Origin of the sequence: Maricaulis parjimensis, from assembly GCF_016817355.1 — a bacterium.
Classification (GTDB): domain Bacteria; phylum Pseudomonadota; class Alphaproteobacteria; order Caulobacterales; family Maricaulaceae; genus Maricaulis; species Maricaulis parjimensis.
Map to the genome: position 1 here is coordinate 54,153 of NZ_JADOTT010000003.1, position 17,657 is coordinate 71,809.

Below are 17,657 nucleotides of genomic sequence, written 5' to 3' on the forward strand. Positions count from 1 at the left end.
TGAGGTTGGGCCTGCGCCGAAAACCCGCTTTTCATCGCCCCGCCAACCAGGGGTAGTGATCTGATCCAACACGTCTTTTGGCTAGTGGATTCATGATCCGGGCCCGCCTATCCAGCCCGTGCGGGGGCATGGGCAAAGGTGAGGCGGAGAGCCAGATGAGTTGGATTGTTCGGAGTGTGGCCGTGGCGGCAATGATCGCCGGCCTGATCAGTGTTGAGCCGGCGCAGGCCTATGGGCGCGACGGTCACCGCATCGTGTGCGACCTGGCCTATCGTTATCTGTCCGACGCAGCACGCACCGAAGTCGACCGTCTGGTCGCCGAGGATCCGCAATTCACCCATTTCCGTGATGTCTGCTCCTGGGCGGACGAGGTGCGGGGCTCCACCCACCGCCATACCGCGCCCTGGCACTATATCAATCAGGAGCGCAATGACCCGCATGTCGATGCCGAGGATTGCGCCGAGAATGGTTGTGTCACCTCCGCCATTGATCTTCACGCCGGCATCTTTGCGGACGCATCCCGCAGCGATGCGGATCGTCTGGAAGCGCTGAAATTCCTGGCGCACTGGATGGGCGATATCCACCAGCCCCTGCATGTCTCCATCGCGGGTGACCGGGGCGGCAATGATATCAATGTGCTCTGGCGCGGCGAGCGTCACACCAATCTCCACCGGGTCTGGGACAGCGAGATCATCCTGGACTACATGGCCGGGGAGTGGGCCTGGGCCCCGGCCGACGAGCGCTGGCAGTATTTCGCCGAGGAATTGGCGGCCGGCATTCCGCTGGCCGGCGTGGATGTCTACACGCCCCTGGACCCGATCGGCTGGGCGCAGGAAAGCCATGACATCGTGCGCTCGCGCGAGTTTGCCTATTACTGGGCCCGCGCAGAAAACGCCCCGATCGAGCCGGGCGACCACTACTACGAGACCGGTCTGCGCATTTCGCAACAACGCCTGCAGGCAGCCGGTGTCCGCCTGGCCGGCCTGCTGAACCAGATCGTGGAAGGCCGTACACAGACCGCCCGCACCGTTCCAGACCTTCCCGGTTCCGGCGCCCTGGACTGATCCTCCGGCACGGGGCGTGCGGGCCGTAAACGGCTTGTCGGACTTGTTAGGATACGGTTAATATTTCCCTCTGTGCGCGTCGGCGGGGGTCGATGCCATGTGAGGGGGTGAGCGTGATTGACGGGATTGATAATTCTGTCCTGATCGGGTCGGTGGCGGCAGCCTTGGTGCTGCTCGCCCTGATCGGCTTTGCGATCATGGCGCATATCAATCGCCAGCAGACCACGCATGACCGCCAGCAAATCGTCAAACTGCGCCGCAAGCGCTTTGCTGACTATGCCGCGGCGAAGCAGGAATATGAGCGGCTGCGCAAGAAGATCGAGACCGGCAATACGGTGCTGATCGATCTCATCCATGACCTCGGCGATGATTTCGTCGGCCGCGACAGCGCGCAGCAGCAGATCGCCTTCGACGAAGCCTTCGAGGCCGTGGCCTCGATCCGCCAGGCCAATGCGCGGGCCAATATCGTGGTCGTGCTGCACACTCTGGGCGGCTATGCCCGCCCGGCCCACATGATCGCCCAGGCGCTCAAACAGCATCTCAAGAAGGCCAAGGGCCATCACAATCCGCGGCGCGAGCCCAAGGTCGTGGCCTATATCCCCTATGTCGCCATGTCCGGCGGCACGATGATCGCCCTGGCCGCCGACAAGGTGGCGATGGATCCGACCGCCTCGCTCGGTCCGATCGACACGATCTATGGCGGCTTCCCGTCGGATGCCTACAAGGCGCTGCTGGAGCAGAAGGGCGTGCTGGCGACCCAGGACGTGCTCGTCATGCTGGCCCATGAGGCGGAGAAATACGATCAGTACGCCTTGAAAGTGGCGCGCCAGATCGTCAATCCGGCGCACAAGCCGCACGGCAAGCCGAACGACAATTCCCTGGCCGACCATTTGGCTTCCGGCAGGCTGTCCCATAGCCAGGCCATTTCGCCGAAAGAGGCCAAGGATCTGGGCATGAATGTCTCGCCCAAGGTTCCCGAGACGATTTACGGCCTGGTCGATGCCCGTATCCGCATGATCAATACGCGGCTGGAATACGAGACCTCGGACCAGGATGATGATGAAGGCGAGGGCCATGGCCGCGCCTCCGGCGGCCATACCCGCCGTTCCGGTGATCCGGGGGAAGAGGCCAAACAGCGCCTCGACCACCAGATCCGCCAATCCCTGCGCGGCCTGGTCCGGATCTAGTCACTCGTGCTTGGCTCGACCAGTTCGAACCGGACCGTGATCCGCTCCTCATAGCGCCGGACTTCCGGATCCAGTTGCAGTGGAATGCTCGCAATGGCCGGCTCCTCCGCAGCAAGCATGGGTTCGGCGAAGGCTATTCGGCTCCGCGGCATCGCGCCACCATTGTAGAAGTCCTCTACCGTCTGGATCTGGATAACGCGTCCGAGCTCCAGTCCGGCGGCATCGGCCAGCAGAAGGGCCTGGCTGCGGGCATCTTGATAGGCGGCCTGTCGAGCCTGCTGAGTCTGATGACCCTCGTCCCGACGGTAGAAGCCGCTGAGTTCGCTGCCCCGGGCTCCCAGTTCGCTGGCCAGACTGGCCAGGTTTCCGGCTTCGCTGACCGGCCCCGCTTCAACAGAGATACTGATCTCAACGCCATGGCCGACCGGCACACAATTGGCCGGCCGGTTATAGCTGCGCCGGCAATCAGACTGTTCATAGGCTGTCCGGATGTTGGCATCATTCCGGTTGACCTCGATCCAATCCAGCCCCTCCATCCGGGGCAGGATGTCCGCGATCCGGTCACTGATCTCGCTGGCTTCGCGCAAGGCGGCCTCGCGGTCCGGCCCATTGGCTTCGACAAACAGGCTGAGCCTGAACGCATCTGGCTCGGCTTCGGTTTGGCCGCGTCCTTCGACCAGGACAAACTGTGTATCGTCAGCTGCCGGCTGACAGGCGGCCAGTGCCAGGCTTCCGGCCAGAAGCCCGTAGCGGATATAAGGTGACATGAGTTCTCCCCCTTGATTTGCGCCCCAAGCGCCCCCATTCAACGGCCAGTGGCCGTTGTTCGATGGCAACAATCACAAATGGCCAAACTGAGGCTTCAACCCAGCAGGAGAGTGGCATTTTGAAGGCTGAACTTTACGCCGATGTCCGCAAGCAGATCGCATCCGTGATTGCCGGAGAGACGAGCCGGACCGCCCGTTATGCGACCGCGTCCTGCCTGCTCCGCGAAGCCTTCGGCGAACGCTTCTTTTGGTGTGGCTTCTATGAGGTCGATCCGGCCAAGGGCGATGAGCTGGTGGTCGGGCCCTATCAGGGCACGCTGGGCTGTTTGCGCATTCCCTTCTCCAAGGGTGTCTGCGGTGCCGCGGCTGCGACCGGCAAGACCCAGCTGGTGGAAGACGTTCACGCCTTCCCCGGCCATATCGCCTGCGACAGCCGCTCCAATTCGGAAATCGTGGTGCCGGTCCTCGATGCCAACGGCCAGCTGGCCGCCGTGCTGGATATCGACAGCACCGAATTCGGCGCCTTCGACTCCGAGGACCAGGCCGGTCTGGAAGCCATCTGCGCCGATCTCCTGACAATCGCCTGACCCGAAAGGATCGGGCGGCAGGACCGGGTTTGGGTTTGGGCATGGTCCCGCCGCCCTGGCCCGGCCGTTTTGGGGCGCCGCGCGATCAGCGGCTGGCCGGGCGTATGGCTGGAGCGCTAGCGCGCGACAATCTCGACGCGGCGATTGAGGGCGCGTCCATCTTCGGAAACATTCGTGGCATCGGGCGCCAGCGGACCCACGCCGCGGGCCTCCAGCCGGTCCGGATCAATCCCGTAATCCTCGATCAGGGCGGTGCGCACCGAGGCGGCGCGACGTTCGGACAGACGCAGATTATAAGCCAGGCTGCCGGTCATGTCGGTATGGCCGACAATGTAGAGTGACAGGCCGGGACGCTGGACCAGCAGGTCGTTCAGGGCAGTCAGGGCCGGAGCGGACTCTGCCAGCAGTTCATCGCTGTCATGGGCAAAGAGCAGCCCGTCGACGCGGACATGTCCTTCCGCATCCAGTCCGCCGGCCAGCGCTTCGGCACTGATCGCCACCAGGCCGCGATCCATCTCATCCGTCTCGACGATATCGATCGAAGTGCCATGCCGGCCGACACCGATCGCGATATAGGCCAGATGCCCTTCAAAGCTCAGCGTGCCGACCGCGTAATGGGAGTTGGGCCCGTTGATCGCCCGCATCTCATTGGCCTGGTAGAAAGCATTGCGCGAGGAGGAGGTGGTGCAGCTGCCATCCCCGGCGCAAGCCCAGATCTCGCGGAAACCGGCCTCATCCAGGGCTTCGCGGTAATTGGTGAAAATCTCCAGTTCCGAGCGCTCGTCCGGATTGTCGAAATAGAGCCGTGTGATCCGGCCCTCGATCCGTTCGGTCACCGCTTGGCGGGCATCGAAATCAAATCCGGTGATCAATGCATAGGCGTCATAGCGCCAGGTTTCGCCACCGCCGTCGGAACCCGGATAGGGCGAGATCAGCGGATGACCGGAGACCTCTTCCTGGGCCAGCGCTGCGGTCACGGTCCCGGCGATGATCAGGGTCAGGGTAAGGCAGGAAATAATCGTACGGATCATGACAATCATCCTTCGCATTGGGCCATGGCGGCAAAGCTTTGGGAGGGGGCGTGGAAACAATGGAGGATCGTGTTGTCGCCTTCGGCGGTTTCCGCGATCCGGTTGGTGGCGTCGAGCGTGATCTCGATCAGCACGTATTCATAGTCCTGGCCCCATTCGCCCACGAGATCGTCGCCGGCACCGAGCAGGTTCACATTGATCGCCATCGGGCGAACCTGGTTGACCGCGATGTCATGGATCGGGGCGACCCAGGGATTGGACCAGCCATCCCCGCCGCGTTCCCCCGGACCTTCATTGAGCCTGACATGAACCTCGACCGGGCAGTGGTAGACGGCATGGAAATCATCCTGTCCGGCATTCTCAACGCCGAAATGCATGGCGAGCCGGTTCAGCGTGACATGGCCGCCGGCAAGCCGGTTCTCCACCCGCAGCGCCTGATCGGGCGAGACCGGGCCGGGCTGGGCGGTGAGCTGGCCGAAGCGGAATTCGACATCCTGGCCGATCGGCAGGCGATAGATGTGGCAGGGGTCTTCCTGCAGGCTCGCGCCGGTCAGGTCCGGCGGGCCGGAGGATGCGTCTTCATCATCATCCTGGTCCGGGACAGGGGCGTCGTTGATTTGCGGACCTGTGTCATCTCCACCTTCGCCGCCGGAGCTCCACACCACAGGTGGATCGCCAATGCCTTCCACGAAGATCACGCCGGAGCCGCGGAACTCGCCATCCAGCACAAGATTGCCCAGTTCGATCGTGTGCACCGGAGCCGGGCTCATCAGCCCGGTCATCCCGGTCGGACCTTGTTTGGACTCCGAGTAGACAGTGCGCCATTGCATATTGGTGTCGAAATTGCGGACCTGCACTTCGAACTCCCGCCGTGTCTGGCAGTCGGGATCGGCGAACGCGACGGCTGATGTGATGCTGGCAAACCCGTTGGCATCCGTGCTGGTAGCCGGCCAGTTGGCGGTATTCCACCAGCCGCCTGGCGTTCGGACCCGAACGCGGGTCTGAAGATTGGCCAGCGGCCAGGCATGATCGGAGATGCTGCCGAAGCCGGGGTGAACGCCGACCAGCCGCATATCGGCCTGCCAGCGGCAATTGGCCTGGGCGGTTCCGCTGAGGGCCAGCATGGCCACCAGGCTTGTCAGACATACCAGAATCCGCATCGCGTCCTCCCCGCTGCCGTTTCAAGTTTTCCCGCAGGTTCAGTCCTTCCGGGAAACCTGATGGCATAATACATTTGCTGAATGAATGTTCAATGAATATATTTTCAGTGAATTGATTCGTGTGTCCGGAGTGGAAAATTGGCCAAGCGCCGCAGCGAGCAGAAGGACGAGACCCGGGCCAAGCTGGTGACGGCCGGGGCGAGCGTGTTTGCGCAGAAGGGGCTGGAGGGCACGCGGATCGGGGATATCGCCCGTGAAGCCGGTGTCGCCATGGGCACGCTCTATACCCACTTCCCGGACAAGGATGCGCTCTTTGTCGAAGTGATGCGCGCCGGCAAGGAGACCGTTCTGGCCGGCCTCTACCTGACCCAGTCCATGGATGGCAGCCGGACCGAGATTGATCGCGCCGCCATGGCCGGCGTCGTGGCCTTTGCCGCCCTGCATGGCCCGCTCTTCCGCCTCCTGCTGTCTCGCGGGGCCGGGGATGATCCGATCCAGCGCGAAGTTGTGGATGCCATCGCGCAATTGCGGGTCAGCGAGCTGCGCCAGGGCCAGGCCGATGGCTGGGCGCGTCCGGATCTCAATCCCGAAGCCGCGGCGCGCTGCGAGGTCGGTGCTGTCTTCCACCTGCTCGACTGGTGGCTGGACGATCGTGAGCGGATGTCGGAAGAAGACCTGATCGACCAGCTCTGCCTGATCCGCCGTTTCGGGGTGGAAGGCCTCATCCCGCCGAAAGAGACATGACCACGCATACCATCCAGCTTCACGGCCGCGAGATTGCCTTCACGCTGAAACGATCACGTCGTCGCACGATCGGTTTTTCCATCTCGCGTGCCGGTCTGGCTGTGACCGCGCCGATGCGCGTGTCCGAGCGCGAGATTGGCCGGGCGCTGGAGAGCAAGGCGGGCTGGATTCTCACCAAGCTGGATGACTGGACTAATCGCCCCGCCCGCCGCGAACTTGCGCTGGAAAGCGGGGAGCGCCTGCCCTGGCTGGGTGGCGAGCTGGAATTGGTCATCCGGGGTGAGGGCGTGCGCACGGCCGTTCGGCGCGAGGCGGACCGGCTGATCCTGAAGGCCGACCCGGCCCTGACCGGCGAGCTGCGCGAGCGCACGCTGAAATCCGCCCTGCAACGCTTTTACAAGCGCGAGGGGGAGGCGCTGATGGCGCCCAAAGTGGAAGCCTATGCCGCCCAGCTCTGCCGTCCGGTCCGCAAGGTCATCATCCGCGACCAGAAACGCCGCTGGGGTTCCTGCGCTTCCGATGCCACCATCCGTCTCAACTGGCGCCTGATGGGCTTCCCGGAAGCGCTGATCGACTATGTCTGCGCCCACGAGGCCGCCCATCTCGTCCAGCCCAATCACTCTCCCGCCTATTGGCGCGTGGTGGAAAGCCTGATGCCGGACTGGCAGGACCGTCGCAACCGCATGCGCGCGGAAGCGGATCGCTGGGTGGCGTTCTAGCGGTTTGCCGCAACTGTTTCCCTACGGAACATTAAGCCGTCTGTAGGCTTCCTGTGTTTGCTTGCCTGCCAATAGAACGGCCAGACAGGGATGCGTGATGCGATCACGCTGATTTCAGGGGACATGATGAACCGCAAACTGTTTCTCGCCAGCGCCGCGCTGGCCGCAATGGCCTGCACGCCGGCCTGGGCCCAGACCGTGTCGCATGACGGGGCCGTGCTGACCTATGAGCCGCCCTATTTCGAGGCCTACAACCCGGTAACCGCGCTCGACATGGTGCGGCAGGTGCCCGGCTTCTCGATCGATAATGGCGCGTCCGTGCGCGGCCTGGCCGACACCTTTGCCAATGTCCTGGTGGACGGGGAGCGGCAGAACACCAAGTCGGAATCCATCCAAGACATCCTGCAGCGCATTCCTGCAGACCGGATCGAACGTGTGGAACTGGTGCGCGAGGCGGTGCCGGGTGTCGACATGCGCGGCCAGTCCCGCGTGGTGAACCTGGTTTTGACCTCCGGCAGTGCCCGCTCGACCACGGTTTCCGCCGGGATCGACTATTTCGTGGGCAGTGATGTCGCCGTGCCCGGCTTTGATGTATCGACCAGTTGGGAAATCGGCCAGACACGCCTGACCCTGGGTGCCGGACTGGCCCAGAATGCGGCGCCCTCCCTGCGCAGTGAGCGCTTTGAAGACGCCGCGGGCACCCTGATCGAGACCCGCGATGAGCGGACCTCCCAGCGCTTGATGACGCCCTCGCTGAATGGGTCGGTGAACCACGTCTTCGAGGACGGGTCGCGCATCAATCTCTCGCTCAATGGCAGCTATTCGGAAACCCTGGTGAATGACCGCTCCCTGGTCGATGACGCGTCCGGTGCGCCGGACCGGGTCGAGCTGTTCCGCTCCGATGTTGAGGAAACGAGCTGGGAAGGCACGCTGACCTATGAGCGGCCCTTCAGCGAAAGCGTGTCCGGGCAAGTGGTCCTGCTCAACCGCGACGACACCTATGAGTCTGCCGACAGCTTCCTGTTTGCGCCCTATGCCGGATCCGGCAGCACGACCTGGTTCGACAATGCGGTGGACAGTGGCGAACGGGCCCTGCGCGGCACGCTGACCTGGGAGATGAGCGAGCGGCATTCCTTCGAGTTCGGGGCGGAGACCGCGCTCAACTATCTCGACAATGCCCTGGCGATCACCGAGGACACGGGCTCCGGACCCGTCGCCGTGCCCCTGCCGGTGGCCAATACGCGGGTCGAGGAACGCCGCAGCGAGCTCTTTGCCTCCCATGTCTGGCGCCCGATGGACGATGTCACGGTGGAGTCCGGCTTCCGTTTTGAACGCTCCACCATCGAACAGACCGGTGATGCCAGCCGCGAGCGCTCCTTCAACTATCCCAAACCGTCGATTTCGCTGACCTGGACCCCGTCCGAAGAGACTCAGTGGGAGTTCACCCTTGTGCGCTCGGTGGCCCAGCTCTCCTTTGACGAGTTCGCCAGTGAGGTGAATCCGCGCGACGACCAGACCCTGATTGGCAATCCGGAACTCGTGCCGCAGAAGACCTGGCGCGGTACCGCCCGTTGGGAGCGGCGCTGGGGCGAGGATGGAACCGTCTCCGTCTCGCTCACCCATGAACGCGTCCAGGATGTCCAGGATTCCCGTCCGGTCACCCTGATCCTCGATCCCAATGCCGTGCCGGTGGCTTCGGTCACCTTCGACGCGCCGGGCAATATCGGGGATGGTCACCGCACCTATCTCATCATGGAGACCAGCTTGCCGCTGGACGGGTATGGACTGGGTGATGCCCGGCTCAACCTGACCGGTGTGCTGCGTCATACCGAAGTGACCGACCCGACCACCGGCGCCACCCGCCGCTTTGCCGGCAATGAGGACTGGCGCCTGTCCGCCGATTTCCGCCAGAACCTGCCGCAGCGGGACCTGGCCTGGGGCTGGCGCGCCTATGTCCAGGGCAATGAGGACCTGTTCCGCTATTCGGACGGGTATGATTTCGACCGCACCGATCCCCAGCTGACCGTCTTCGTGGAAACCACGATCATCGAGGGCATGACGATCAATCTGGAATATGGCGACTTCACCGCCGCCAACCAGCGCCGTACCCGCACTTTCTATGATGGCAGCCGGGCGAATGATGTGGTTCGCGCCCGTGAAATCCAGGATCGGGATCTGGGCGGCTATGTCTCGCTCTGGGCGAGGGCGACCTTCTAGGCCGATCTGCGGGTGGTGTCCGGACCGGACGCCACCCGGTCGGGCCGGCGGGGCGCAAACCGCCATATACCAATTGCTCACGATTGCGGGCGATTCTCCCCTGAGACGCGAAAAAGACCGGGGCGCCAAGACGCCCGGCACCGCGTCGGGAGGAAATTGCCATGTCGGAACCCGGTGGTTTTGATGAAACAGCCATGGCGGACGGCCGCGTGCTCGTGGCCACCCTGCGCGGCGAGACAAGTTTGAGCGGCGCGTTATCAGCCGTGACCGACCGGGTCGAGCGAATCCGCAAGGCGGGGAATCAGGGCCTCGTCATGGATTACAGCGGCTGCACGCTCACGCATCCCATCGAGGAATATTCCCGCATTGCGGACACGTATTGCGACGGGCTTCCGGACGGATTCCCGGTCGCCTTCGTCTATAATGAGAACCAGATCGGCCGCTGCATCTATATGACCCGCCGCCTGGAAGCTGCCCGCAAACCCTCGCGCGCCTTCCCCGACGCAGACGCGGCGGTCGAATGGGTCACAGGCGTGCTGGACGCGGGCTGAGTCTTTTACCCCCTCTCCCCCACCGGGGAGAGGGTGGCGCGTATGCGCCGGGTGAGGGGCGTCCGCGCTAGCGGACCGGCAAAGACCTAGTCCTCATTCCCCAACTGCCGATCAAAATAATCCAGCACCATCGTCCAGAGCTGGACCGAGCGGTCCTCGCCGCGCACGCCGTGGCGCTGGCCGGGATAGGTCATCATCTCGAACTGGGCGCGTTGCTGTTGCAGTTGGGCGTAGAGGCGCACGGAATTGGCGAAGATGACATTGTCATCGGCCATGCCGTGGATCAGCAGGAGCGGGGTCTCGTAATTTTCCAGATGGGCGAAGACGGAAGAGGCCTGATAGCCCTCAAAATTCGCATCCGGATGATCCATGTAGCGCTCGGTATAGGCCGTGTCATAGAGCGTCCAGTCGGTGACCGGAGCGCCGGACACGCCCGCCGCATAGGCACCTGGCGCCTGCAGCGTGGTCATCAGGGTCATATAGCCGCCATAGGACCAGCCCCAGATGCCGACGCGGTCGGCATCCACGAAGTCCAGGCTTTTCAGATAGTCCAGGCCGACCAGCTGGTCTTCCACCTCGACCGAGCCCATGCGGCGCTGGATATGGCTTTCAAACTCCCGGCCCCGGTTCCAGGCGCCGCGATTGTCGATGGTGAAATAGACATAGCCGCGCTGGGCAAAGAGCTGCGGGCGGAAACCCTGCCAGCCGCGATGCACCTGCTGGGAGTGCGGGCCGCCATAGAGATACTGGATCGCCGGATATTGCCGGGACGGATCGAAATCCGCCGGCAGGTAGAGCTGGTAGTGCAGCTCGGTTCCGTCCGCCGCCGTCAGCGTGCCGAATTGCGGCACGATATGGTCGTCCGCATAGTCGAAATAGGGATGCCCCTCGATAACGGCATTCTCCTCGATCCAGCGGATGCGCTCGCCATCATTGGCGTAGAGCGCCGTCTGGGACGGGGTCGCGCTGTCATTATAGGTGCCGATGAAAGCCGTCGCGCCGCGATTATAGCTGACCGACCAGCGGCCTTCGCCGGAGGTGATGCGCGTCGGTTCGGCCGACCCGTCCAGCGGCACGACATAGGCGTGGCGCTCCAGCGGGGTCTCCATCCAGCCGGTGAAATAGACCAGCCCGTTTTCGGTATCCACGGCATCGATCTCATTGACCAGCCAGTCGCCCGACGTCACCTGGGTGATCAGACTGCCATCGGCGGCGCGGTGCTGGATATGGCGATAGCCGCCTGGCGTGTCTTCGCTGGTCCAGATCACGCTGCCATCGGGCAGGGCGCGGAAATCATTGGTCAGATTGATCCACACATCCGTGGTCTCTTCCAGCCAGACCGAGCTCTCGCCCGTGGCCGGATCGACCGCCAGGATGGTCAGTTCATTCTGCATCCGGTTGAGCACCTGGACATAGGCGGTGGCGCCATCGCGCGACCAGTTCACCCGGGCCAGATAGATGTCATCCGTGTCGGACAGCTCCACCTGCACGGCCTCGCCGGTATCGCGGTCGAGGATGAAGAGCTCGACCAGGGCATTGTCCGTGCCGGCGCGTGGATAGCGCTGGTCGACCACGGTGGCCGAACCGTCGGCAGCGATTTCCATGCGCTGGATATTGTCGACCGGGCTTTCATCGACGCGGGCCAGGGCGATGTATTGCTCGGTCGGGGACCACCAGTATCCGGTCCGCCGGCCCAGCTCTTCCTGGGCCACGAATTCCGCCATGCCCCAGGAGATGAGGCCACCGCCGCGCGTCGTCAGGGCCCGCTCGGCCCCGGTCATCAGGCTGATCTCGTAGAGATTCTGATCGCGGATGAAGGAGACGAAATTGCCGCGCGGGGAGATGCGGGCATTGGTTTCATATTCCGGGGTTTCCATCAGGCGCCGGGCGCGACCACCCTCCACCTCGACATGGAAGACATCGCCGTCCAGCGGTACCAGAATGGCCTCGCCCTGGCTGTCCCACTGATAGGAGACAATGCCGGACCCGGTGACCCGGGCGCGTTCGCGCAGCTGCCGGGCGGCTTCGGAAAGCTCTCGTTCTTCCGGCGCCAGCACCCGGCTGTCGACCAGGCGATAGGGTTCACCGCCATCAATATCCATCGCCCACAGGTCGAGAACATTGGCGTCCTCTTCCTTCGGCCGCAGGAAGGTCACCCGCGTCCCGTCCGGCGAGAAGCTCAGATTGCGCGGCGCGGATCCGGTCAGGGAAGGGCTCGCATAGACGCGTTCCACCGTCAGTGCCGGACCGGTATCGCCCTCCGGTTCCGGCGTGGAAGCCGGCTGGCAGGCGGCAAGGGCGAGGCCGGACAGGGCCAGGACAGCGTATTTCATGAGAACTCCCCGAACTGTTCTGCCCGCGAAACTAGCGCCGGGCGCGCGGGAAGGGGAGAGGGCGGGGTGTGATTGAGCAAGGTGCTCAACTAGCTTGCCGTCTCCAGCTCCGCCTTCAGCTCCGCAATCGCGGCGCTGAGATTGCGATAGCCCAGCACGATACGGCCGATCACATAGAGGATGGCCGCCACGACCAGGCCGCAGATCAGGCGGTAGCCCAGGGTGAAGCTGGAGAAGAGGATGTTTTCCGGATTGTTCTGGAAGGCGGAGAGCTGCAGGCCGAACACTTCGAACGCATCGCTCAGACCGCCCCGCAGGGCCTGGTCGAGGATGAAGACTCCCAGCTGGCTGACCGACTGGTCATGGGCGCTGGCGGGAACACCATCGATCAGCAGGACGGCCTCGTTCGGGATGAACCAGGGCTGGTTCCAGGCAATCAGGGCGAGGATCAGGCCGGGCAGTCCGACACCGACCAGGATGAGGCCGGAGGTGCGCAGGGCAATCGTGCGCACGGCATGGCCAGCATAGTCCTCGAACTTGGCGATATTGCGCCGGATCGTCTTGGCGCGGATGGCCTTGGGGCCGCGCTGCTGGCGGATGAGATGGGCCTCGTCGAAATCGCGCACGACGGAGAGGAGCGACCAAACCAGGACGAGCACGCCGAGGAGCGCCAGGCCGACACCGATCCAGCTGAGCCAGTAGAGCGTGGCGTGACTGGTGAGCCAGTCCAAGAAGCCGCTGAAAATCCCCTCGATCACAATGCTTCCCCCAAAGCCGTGAGCCCTTTCATTAAAATGCGCGATCCATGCGTCAAAGTTAACTCCCCTCTGACGCGTTTCGGCGAGCTCAGTCCTCTGGGGCTGGATGCGCGGTCTTGTCCTTCTTCATCCAGAAGCTTCCGCCAAAATCATTGCGCCAGGGGATGGGGATATACCACTCACCCTCGATCCGGTCCTGTGTCGGCGAAAGAATGCCGGAATAGAAAATCGTGTGGGTGGCATCGGCGACGTTCCGGTAAACCTTGGAGAATTCGATACTGTCGGCGGTCAGTACACCGTTCAGCTCGGCAATCAGATGGCTGCCGCCGGCACGGCTGAATGTGTTGGGTTCAGAACTCGTTCCCGTAAAACCCCCGCTTTCATGTGAGAGGGTGGCCACAAAAGGGACACCGGGCTCTGCGAATGGATAATCATACTGCCCGATCCAATGCCCGCCGAGCGGTGAGGTCGTGGCTGAACGCAATTTGGTTTCAATGGAATTTTCGATCACGCGTTGCAGCATGTTATCCCCCATGCCGATTGCCCTGACGGCCTGTCTCCGCTAGACGGTGCCGTTCAGATTTCCCCCCAAGGACAAAGAGAGCCCTTCCACCATGTCGGCTTATAAATACGTCTATCACATGGACAAGCTGTCGAAGACCTATCCGGGCGCTGCCAAGCCGGTCTTCCAGGATATTTCCCTGCACTTTCTGCCCGACGCCAAGATCGGTGTCGTCGGCGTCAATGGTGCCGGTAAGTCCACCCTGCTGAAGATCATGGCCGGCATGGATACCGAATTCACCGGTGAGGCTTGGGCCGAAAAGGGTGTCCGCGTCGGTTATCTGCCGCAGGAACCGGTTCTCGACGAGACCAAGACCGTCTGGGAAAACGTCATCGAAGGCTCTGCCCAGAAACAGCTTCTGGAGAAGTTCAACGCCGTCTCCATGCAGCTTGCGGAAGACTATACCGACGAGCTGATGGCCGAGATGACCGAGCTGCAGGAGCAGATCGACAACCAGGACGCCTGGGACATCGACAGCAAGATCGAGATGGCGATGACGGCCCTGCGCTGCCCGCCCTCCGATTGGGGTGTGACGGACCTGTCCGGTGGTGAGCGCCGCCGTGTGGCTCTGTGCCGCCTGCTCCTGTCCGAACCGCACATGCTGCTGCTCGACGAACCGACCAACCACCTCGACGCGGAAAGCGTCCACTGGCTCCAGACCTATCTGGAGAAGTTCGAAGGTGCCGTCCTGGTCGTGACCCACGACCGTTACTTCCTCGACTCGATCACCACCTGGACGCTCGAACTCGATCGCGGCCGTGGTGTCCCGTATGAAGGCGGCTATTCAGCCTGGCTGGAACAGAAAGCCAAGCGCATGGCCCAGGAAGATCGTGAAGCCTCCTCCAAGGACAAGGCGCTGGCCCGCGAACTGGAATGGATCCGCTCGTCCCCGAAAGCCCGGCAGTCGAAATCCAAGGCGCGTATCAAGTCCTATGAGGAACTGCGCGAGAGCGCCGAGAAGCGCGAAATCAACCACGCCCAGATCAACATTCCGCCGGGCCCGCGCCTGGGTGGTGTTGTCGTGGAAGTGGAGAACCTCAAGAAGGGCTTCGAGGACAAGCTCCTCATTGATGGCCTTTCCTTCAAGCTCCCGCCGGGTGGTGTGGTCGGCGTGATCGGTCCGAACGGTGCGGGCAAGTCCACCCTGTTCAAGATGATCACCGGCCAGGACACGCCGGATGAGGGCACGATCCGCCTCGGCGAAACCGTGAAACTCTCCTATGTCGACCAGTCGCGCGATGCGCTCGATCCGAACAAGACGGTCTGGGAGGAAATCTCCGGCGGTCATGACATGATCGATCTGGGCGGCAAGGAAGTCCCGAGCCGCGCCTATGTCGGCGCCTTCAACTTCAAGGGCGGCAACCAGCAGAAGAAAGTCGGCCTCCTGTCCGGTGGTGAGCGCAACCGCGTCCACTTGGCCAAGACGCTGCAGACCGGCGGCAACCTTCTCCTGCTCGACGAACCGACCAACGATTTGGACGTGGAAACGCTGGCAGCCCTGGAACAGGCGCTGGAAGTCTATCCGGGCTGTGCCGTGGTCATCTCGCACGACCGTTTCTTCCTGGACCGTCTGGCCACCCACATCCTCGCCTTTGAAGGCGACAGCCATGTGGAATGGTTCGAGGGCAATTTCCACGACTATATGGAAGACAAGAAGCGCCGCCTCGGCCCCGACGCCGACATGCCCAAGCGCATCAAATTCCAGAAATTCGCACGCTGATCTCAGCAAACGGTTTCAAGCAAAAGGCCCGGCGATTTCGCCGGGCCTTTTTTGTTTCAGTGGGTGGATCTCAATATCCCGATCAGCGCTTCGATCTGCTCTTCTCTCGACCCGCTCAGCGGAATGTCCGGGATGATCGGATCGGCGGACATGTCTCCGGACGCCCGAGTGAAGACATAGATCGGGGCGACGGCTTCCAGACCGGTTTCGGTCAGCGGATGAAGCTGGACCTGGCCGGTGGAATTGGCGCGGCCTTCCGTACCGGGGCCCGCCACCGGCGCGATGCCGAAATCCTGGACTGTGGCGGCCAGCACGATGGACTGGGAGTAACTGCCAGCGCCCACAAGGAAGGCGAAACGCCCGTCAAACCGGTGCGGCCAGTCGGCCGGCGGTTCGACCCATTGGGCAAACGGCATGGAGATCACCTGGCCAATCTCGGACCCCGGGATCAGGGCCTGGTTTTCCGGCGTGATCCGCGCCGTGACGGCGGAGAGCGGCGTGTGCCGCTGTGTCGTAAGATAGTTGAGGAGATGGTCCGACAGCATGTGGGCGCCGCCGCCATTCTCGCTGATATCGATGACCAGCACATCCGTTCCGCGTTCATCGATCTCGGCGAAGGCCTCGTCGACGAAGTTATGGAAATCGGGCGTCTGGTCCGGCATGAAGGAGTTCAGGATCAGCACGGCGGCATTGCCACGGAACTCCAGGCTGGATGTGGCGTGGTCCGCGTCCGCCACGTCGCGCGACGGATCGAGCCGGATCGTGCGGCGGGAGCCGTCCGGGCAGGTCACATTCAGCACCCAGATGTCCGCGCCGCCTGTCAGCGCCCACAGATATTGCGAGAAGCGCGTCTCCAGCAAATGCCGGCGCAGCCCGTCACTGTCGCCATGGATGCGGGACAGGGCGGCTTCCATGAGGGGGGCAATTTCCTGCCCATTGATCCGGTCGATCCGGCTGCCGGCCTCGACTTGCGCGCTTTCGGCGACGGTCGGGGCTATCTGCAAGCCCTCCGCTGAGAGCCGGACCGGCAAGGTGAATTCGGCCCCTCCTGCATCCAGATAGGCCTGATAGTCATCCCCGGGCAGGCGCAGGGTGATATGGCCATCAGCGAAAAGCGGGTTGAGCGGTGACAGGGCCAGCCAGGCCTCCCGCCGGGTATAATTGTCGTCCAGCTCGGCACGGATGGCGTCGAACCGTGCTTCGACGGCTGCGACATCCATGGAGAAGCCCGGATCGGGGTGGGTGGCGAAAAGCCAGTTTTCCCATTCCTCCAGATCCGCGGCCAGCTGGGCCGCAGTGAAGGTCTCCGGTTGGGCCGGTTGGGCCAGGCTGGCCGGACTGACTGCCAGAAGGCCGAATACGAGAGCGGAAGTGAGTGCTTTCATCATCAGACAAACCGTGTTTTGATTATTTGTAACCAGTTACGTAACTGGTAACGGAAGTGATGAGCCAAGGCAAGATAATGATGGCAGACACGGTGGAGCCAGGCGGAAAACAAGGCGTGGACACGCTCATCCATGATGAAATGGCGCCGGGATTTCTGGGGCTTTTGCTGGGCCAGATCGTCGATCGCCTGGTGGAAGAGGGCGGGCCGTCAGCTGAGCGGGCCGGGATTCGCGCGCCGCTGCGCGCCTTTTCCTTCATCTCTCTCCTGTCCCGCGCGGACCTCACCGTTACCGAGATCGCGCCGCGCCTGGGGGTCACCCATGCCGGTGTCATCAAGACGGAGAAAACGCTGGAGAAGCTGGGCTTTGTGGAGCGGGGTCAAAACCCGGATGACGCCCGGCGCAAACCCTTGCGCCTGACCGATGCCGGGCGTGAAGAGGCCGAGCGCATTGCCGTCTATATGGACCGGGCCTGCGCCGTCTATCGGGAGATGTTTGCTGAAACCGGCATGGATTTGTTTGCGGCCGCGAGGGCCTTTGAAGAGGCGCTGGATCGCAAGGGTTTCGATGCCCGGATGGGCGATGGTTAGTGCGGGCCTAAATCTACAATTCTGCGAGCACTTCCTCCCTATAGGTCACAGGTCGGTGGGATGAATCGAAGCCTATTCTGGTGGAAATTAGAAAGACTATGTGGGCCTTTCCTGTTGTGTGGCCGACGTGCCGAACCGCAAAAAATTCCAAGAACAAGTGCTAACGCATCAGTGCTCACCAGAACCAACTGCATCAAGCTTGCGTCACATACCTCGCTTTTGGCCAACTGAGGCCCGATTTGGGTTTCACATGCATGAACATGTTCTGAAAAACGGATCTTC

At 62.8% G+C, this 17,657-nt stretch carries 16 protein-coding genes; 9 read left to right on the top strand and 7 right to left on the bottom strand.

All coding sequences use genetic code 11. The features are described from left to right. Positions 1-155: 155 nt before the first annotated feature. Both I0K07_RS05965 and I0K07_RS05970 read left to right on the top strand, forming a co-directional pair. Entirely contained in the window at positions 156-1,064 is a 909-nt protein-coding gene (locus tag I0K07_RS05965; RefSeq protein ID WP_203291929.1) for a S1/P1 nuclease, read from the top strand. 113 nt (positions 1,065-1,177) lie between these two features. Next, positions 1,178-2,251, top strand: coding sequence for an SDH family Clp fold serine proteinase (locus I0K07_RS05970; protein WP_203291930.1), 1,074 nt, complete (start codon positions 1,178-1,180; stop codon positions 2,249-2,251). Here the strand turns inward: I0K07_RS05970 and I0K07_RS05975 are convergent. Further along, positions 2,248-3,018 (bottom strand): SIMPL domain-containing protein, encoded by a 771-nt coding sequence (locus I0K07_RS05975; RefSeq protein ID WP_203291931.1) that lies wholly within the window; start codon positions 3,016-3,018, stop codon positions 2,248-2,250. The genes I0K07_RS05970 and I0K07_RS05975 overlap by 4 nt on opposite strands. Before the next feature lie 62 nt (positions 3,019-3,080). Here I0K07_RS05975 and I0K07_RS05980 point away from each other — a divergent pair, with 62 nt between their 5' ends. Then, a complete protein-coding gene (locus I0K07_RS05980; RefSeq protein WP_203291932.1) occupies positions 3,081-3,605 on the top strand; it encodes a GAF domain-containing protein in 525 nt (174 codons plus the stop codon). Positions 3,606-3,721: 116 nt separating this feature from the next. Here the strand turns inward: I0K07_RS05980 and I0K07_RS05985 are convergent, their stop codons facing one another. Further along, on the bottom strand, positions 3,722-4,636 hold the full coding sequence (locus I0K07_RS05985; protein WP_203291933.1) for an OmpA family protein: 915 nt from the start codon (positions 4,634-4,636) through the stop codon (positions 3,722-3,724). 5 nt (positions 4,637-4,641) lie between these two features. After that, positions 4,642-5,796 carry a hypothetical protein gene (locus tag I0K07_RS05990; protein WP_203291934.1) on the bottom strand — a complete coding sequence of 385 codons (1,155 nt, stop codon included), beginning with the start codon at positions 5,794-5,796 and terminating at the stop codon, positions 4,642-4,644. Between the two features lie 138 nt (positions 5,797-5,934). On the opposite strand from I0K07_RS05990, the gene I0K07_RS05995 reads away from it, so the two are divergent. From I0K07_RS05995 to I0K07_RS06010, 4 genes are all read left to right on the top strand, one after another. Then, positions 5,935-6,540: a TetR/AcrR family transcriptional regulator gene (locus I0K07_RS05995; RefSeq protein WP_203291935.1), complete on the top strand. Its 606-nt coding sequence runs from the start codon at positions 5,935-5,937 to the stop codon at positions 6,538-6,540. Next, a complete protein-coding gene (locus I0K07_RS06000; RefSeq protein WP_203291936.1) occupies positions 6,537-7,259 on the top strand; it encodes a M48 family metallopeptidase in 723 nt (240 codons plus the stop codon). The genes I0K07_RS05995 and I0K07_RS06000 overlap by 4 nt, the downstream gene beginning before the upstream one ends. Before the next feature lie 126 nt (positions 7,260-7,385). Beyond that, positions 7,386-9,476 (top strand): TonB-dependent receptor plug domain-containing protein, encoded by a 2,091-nt coding sequence (locus tag I0K07_RS06005; protein ID WP_238934613.1) that lies wholly within the window; start codon positions 7,386-7,388, stop codon positions 9,474-9,476. A 161-nt stretch (positions 9,477-9,637) separates the two neighbouring features. Next, positions 9,638-10,027 (top strand): hypothetical protein, encoded by a 390-nt coding sequence (locus tag I0K07_RS06010; protein ID WP_203291938.1) that lies wholly within the window; start codon positions 9,638-9,640, stop codon positions 10,025-10,027. An 86-nt stretch (positions 10,028-10,113) separates the two neighbouring features. Here I0K07_RS06010 and I0K07_RS06015 read toward each other — a convergent pair whose 3' ends face one another. The 3 genes from I0K07_RS06015 to I0K07_RS06025 form a co-directional block, all read right to left on the bottom strand. After that, positions 10,114-12,360 carry a S9 family peptidase gene (locus I0K07_RS06015; protein ID WP_203291939.1) on the bottom strand — a complete coding sequence of 749 codons (2,247 nt, stop codon included), beginning with the start codon at positions 12,358-12,360 and terminating at the stop codon, positions 10,114-10,116. An 89-nt stretch (positions 12,361-12,449) separates the two neighbouring features. Beyond that, the gene (locus tag I0K07_RS06020) at positions 12,450-13,118 is read right to left on the bottom strand and encodes a hypothetical protein (RefSeq protein WP_238934614.1); all 669 of its coding nucleotides are present in this window, start codon (positions 13,116-13,118) and stop codon (positions 12,450-12,452) included. A gap of 88 nt (positions 13,119-13,206) precedes the next feature. After that, positions 13,207-13,641, bottom strand: a complete 435-nt coding sequence (locus I0K07_RS06025) for a hypothetical protein (RefSeq protein ID WP_203291941.1) — start codon at positions 13,639-13,641, stop codon at positions 13,207-13,209. Positions 13,642-13,732: 91 nt separating this feature from the next. Here I0K07_RS06025 and ettA point away from each other — a divergent pair, with 91 nt between their 5' ends. Continuing rightward, positions 13,733-15,400, top strand: a complete 1,668-nt coding sequence (gene ettA / locus I0K07_RS06030) for an energy-dependent translational throttle protein EttA (protein ID WP_203291942.1) — start codon at positions 13,733-13,735, stop codon at positions 15,398-15,400. 56 nt (positions 15,401-15,456) lie between these two features. Here ettA and I0K07_RS06035 read toward each other — a convergent pair whose 3' ends face one another. Next, positions 15,457-16,788: a S41 family peptidase gene (locus I0K07_RS06035; protein ID WP_203291943.1), complete on the bottom strand. Its 1,332-nt coding sequence runs from the start codon at positions 16,786-16,788 to the stop codon at positions 15,457-15,459. 74 nt (positions 16,789-16,862) lie between these two features. On the opposite strand from I0K07_RS06035, the gene I0K07_RS06040 reads away from it, so the two are divergent. Further along, the gene (locus tag I0K07_RS06040; RefSeq protein WP_203291944.1) at positions 16,863-17,375 is read left to right on the top strand and encodes a MarR family winged helix-turn-helix transcriptional regulator; all 513 of its coding nucleotides are present in this window, start codon (positions 16,863-16,865) and stop codon (positions 17,373-17,375) included. Positions 17,376-17,657: the final 282 nt, after the last annotated feature.

Coding starts and splice junctions, on each gene's coding strand:
- I0K07_RS05980 (WP_203291932.1), top strand. CDS start 3,081: ATGGCAACAATCACAAATGGCCAAACTGAGGCTTCAACCCAGCAGGAG.
- I0K07_RS06025 (WP_203291941.1), bottom strand. CDS start 13,641: ATGCTGCAACGCGTGATCGAAAATTCCATTGAAACCAAATTGCGTTCA.
- I0K07_RS05990 (WP_203291934.1), bottom strand. CDS start 5,796: ATGCGGATTCTGGTATGTCTGACAAGCCTGGTGGCCATGCTGGCCCTC.
- I0K07_RS05975 (WP_203291931.1), bottom strand. CDS start 3,018: ATGTCACCTTATATCCGCTACGGGCTTCTGGCCGGAAGCCTGGCACTG.
- I0K07_RS05965 (WP_203291929.1), top strand. CDS start 156: ATGAGTTGGATTGTTCGGAGTGTGGCCGTGGCGGCAATGATCGCCGGC.
- ettA (WP_203291942.1), top strand. CDS start 13,733: ATGTCGGCTTATAAATACGTCTATCACATGGACAAGCTGTCGAAGACC.
- I0K07_RS06000 (WP_203291936.1), top strand. CDS start 6,537: ATGACCACGCATACCATCCAGCTTCACGGCCGCGAGATTGCCTTCACG.
- I0K07_RS06010 (WP_203291938.1), top strand. CDS start 9,638: ATGTCGGAACCCGGTGGTTTTGATGAAACAGCCATGGCGGACGGCCGC.
- I0K07_RS06040 (WP_203291944.1), top strand. CDS start 16,863: ATGATGGCAGACACGGTGGAGCCAGGCGGAAAACAAGGCGTGGACACG.
- I0K07_RS06005 (WP_238934613.1), top strand. CDS start 7,386: ATGAACCGCAAACTGTTTCTCGCCAGCGCCGCGCTGGCCGCAATGGCC.
- I0K07_RS05985 (WP_203291933.1), bottom strand. CDS start 4,636: ATGATCCGTACGATTATTTCCTGCCTTACCCTGACCCTGATCATCGCC.
- I0K07_RS06035 (WP_203291943.1), bottom strand. CDS start 16,788: ATGATGAAAGCACTCACTTCCGCTCTCGTATTCGGCCTTCTGGCAGTC.
- I0K07_RS06015 (WP_203291939.1), bottom strand. CDS start 12,360: ATGAAATACGCTGTCCTGGCCCTGTCCGGCCTCGCCCTTGCCGCCTGC.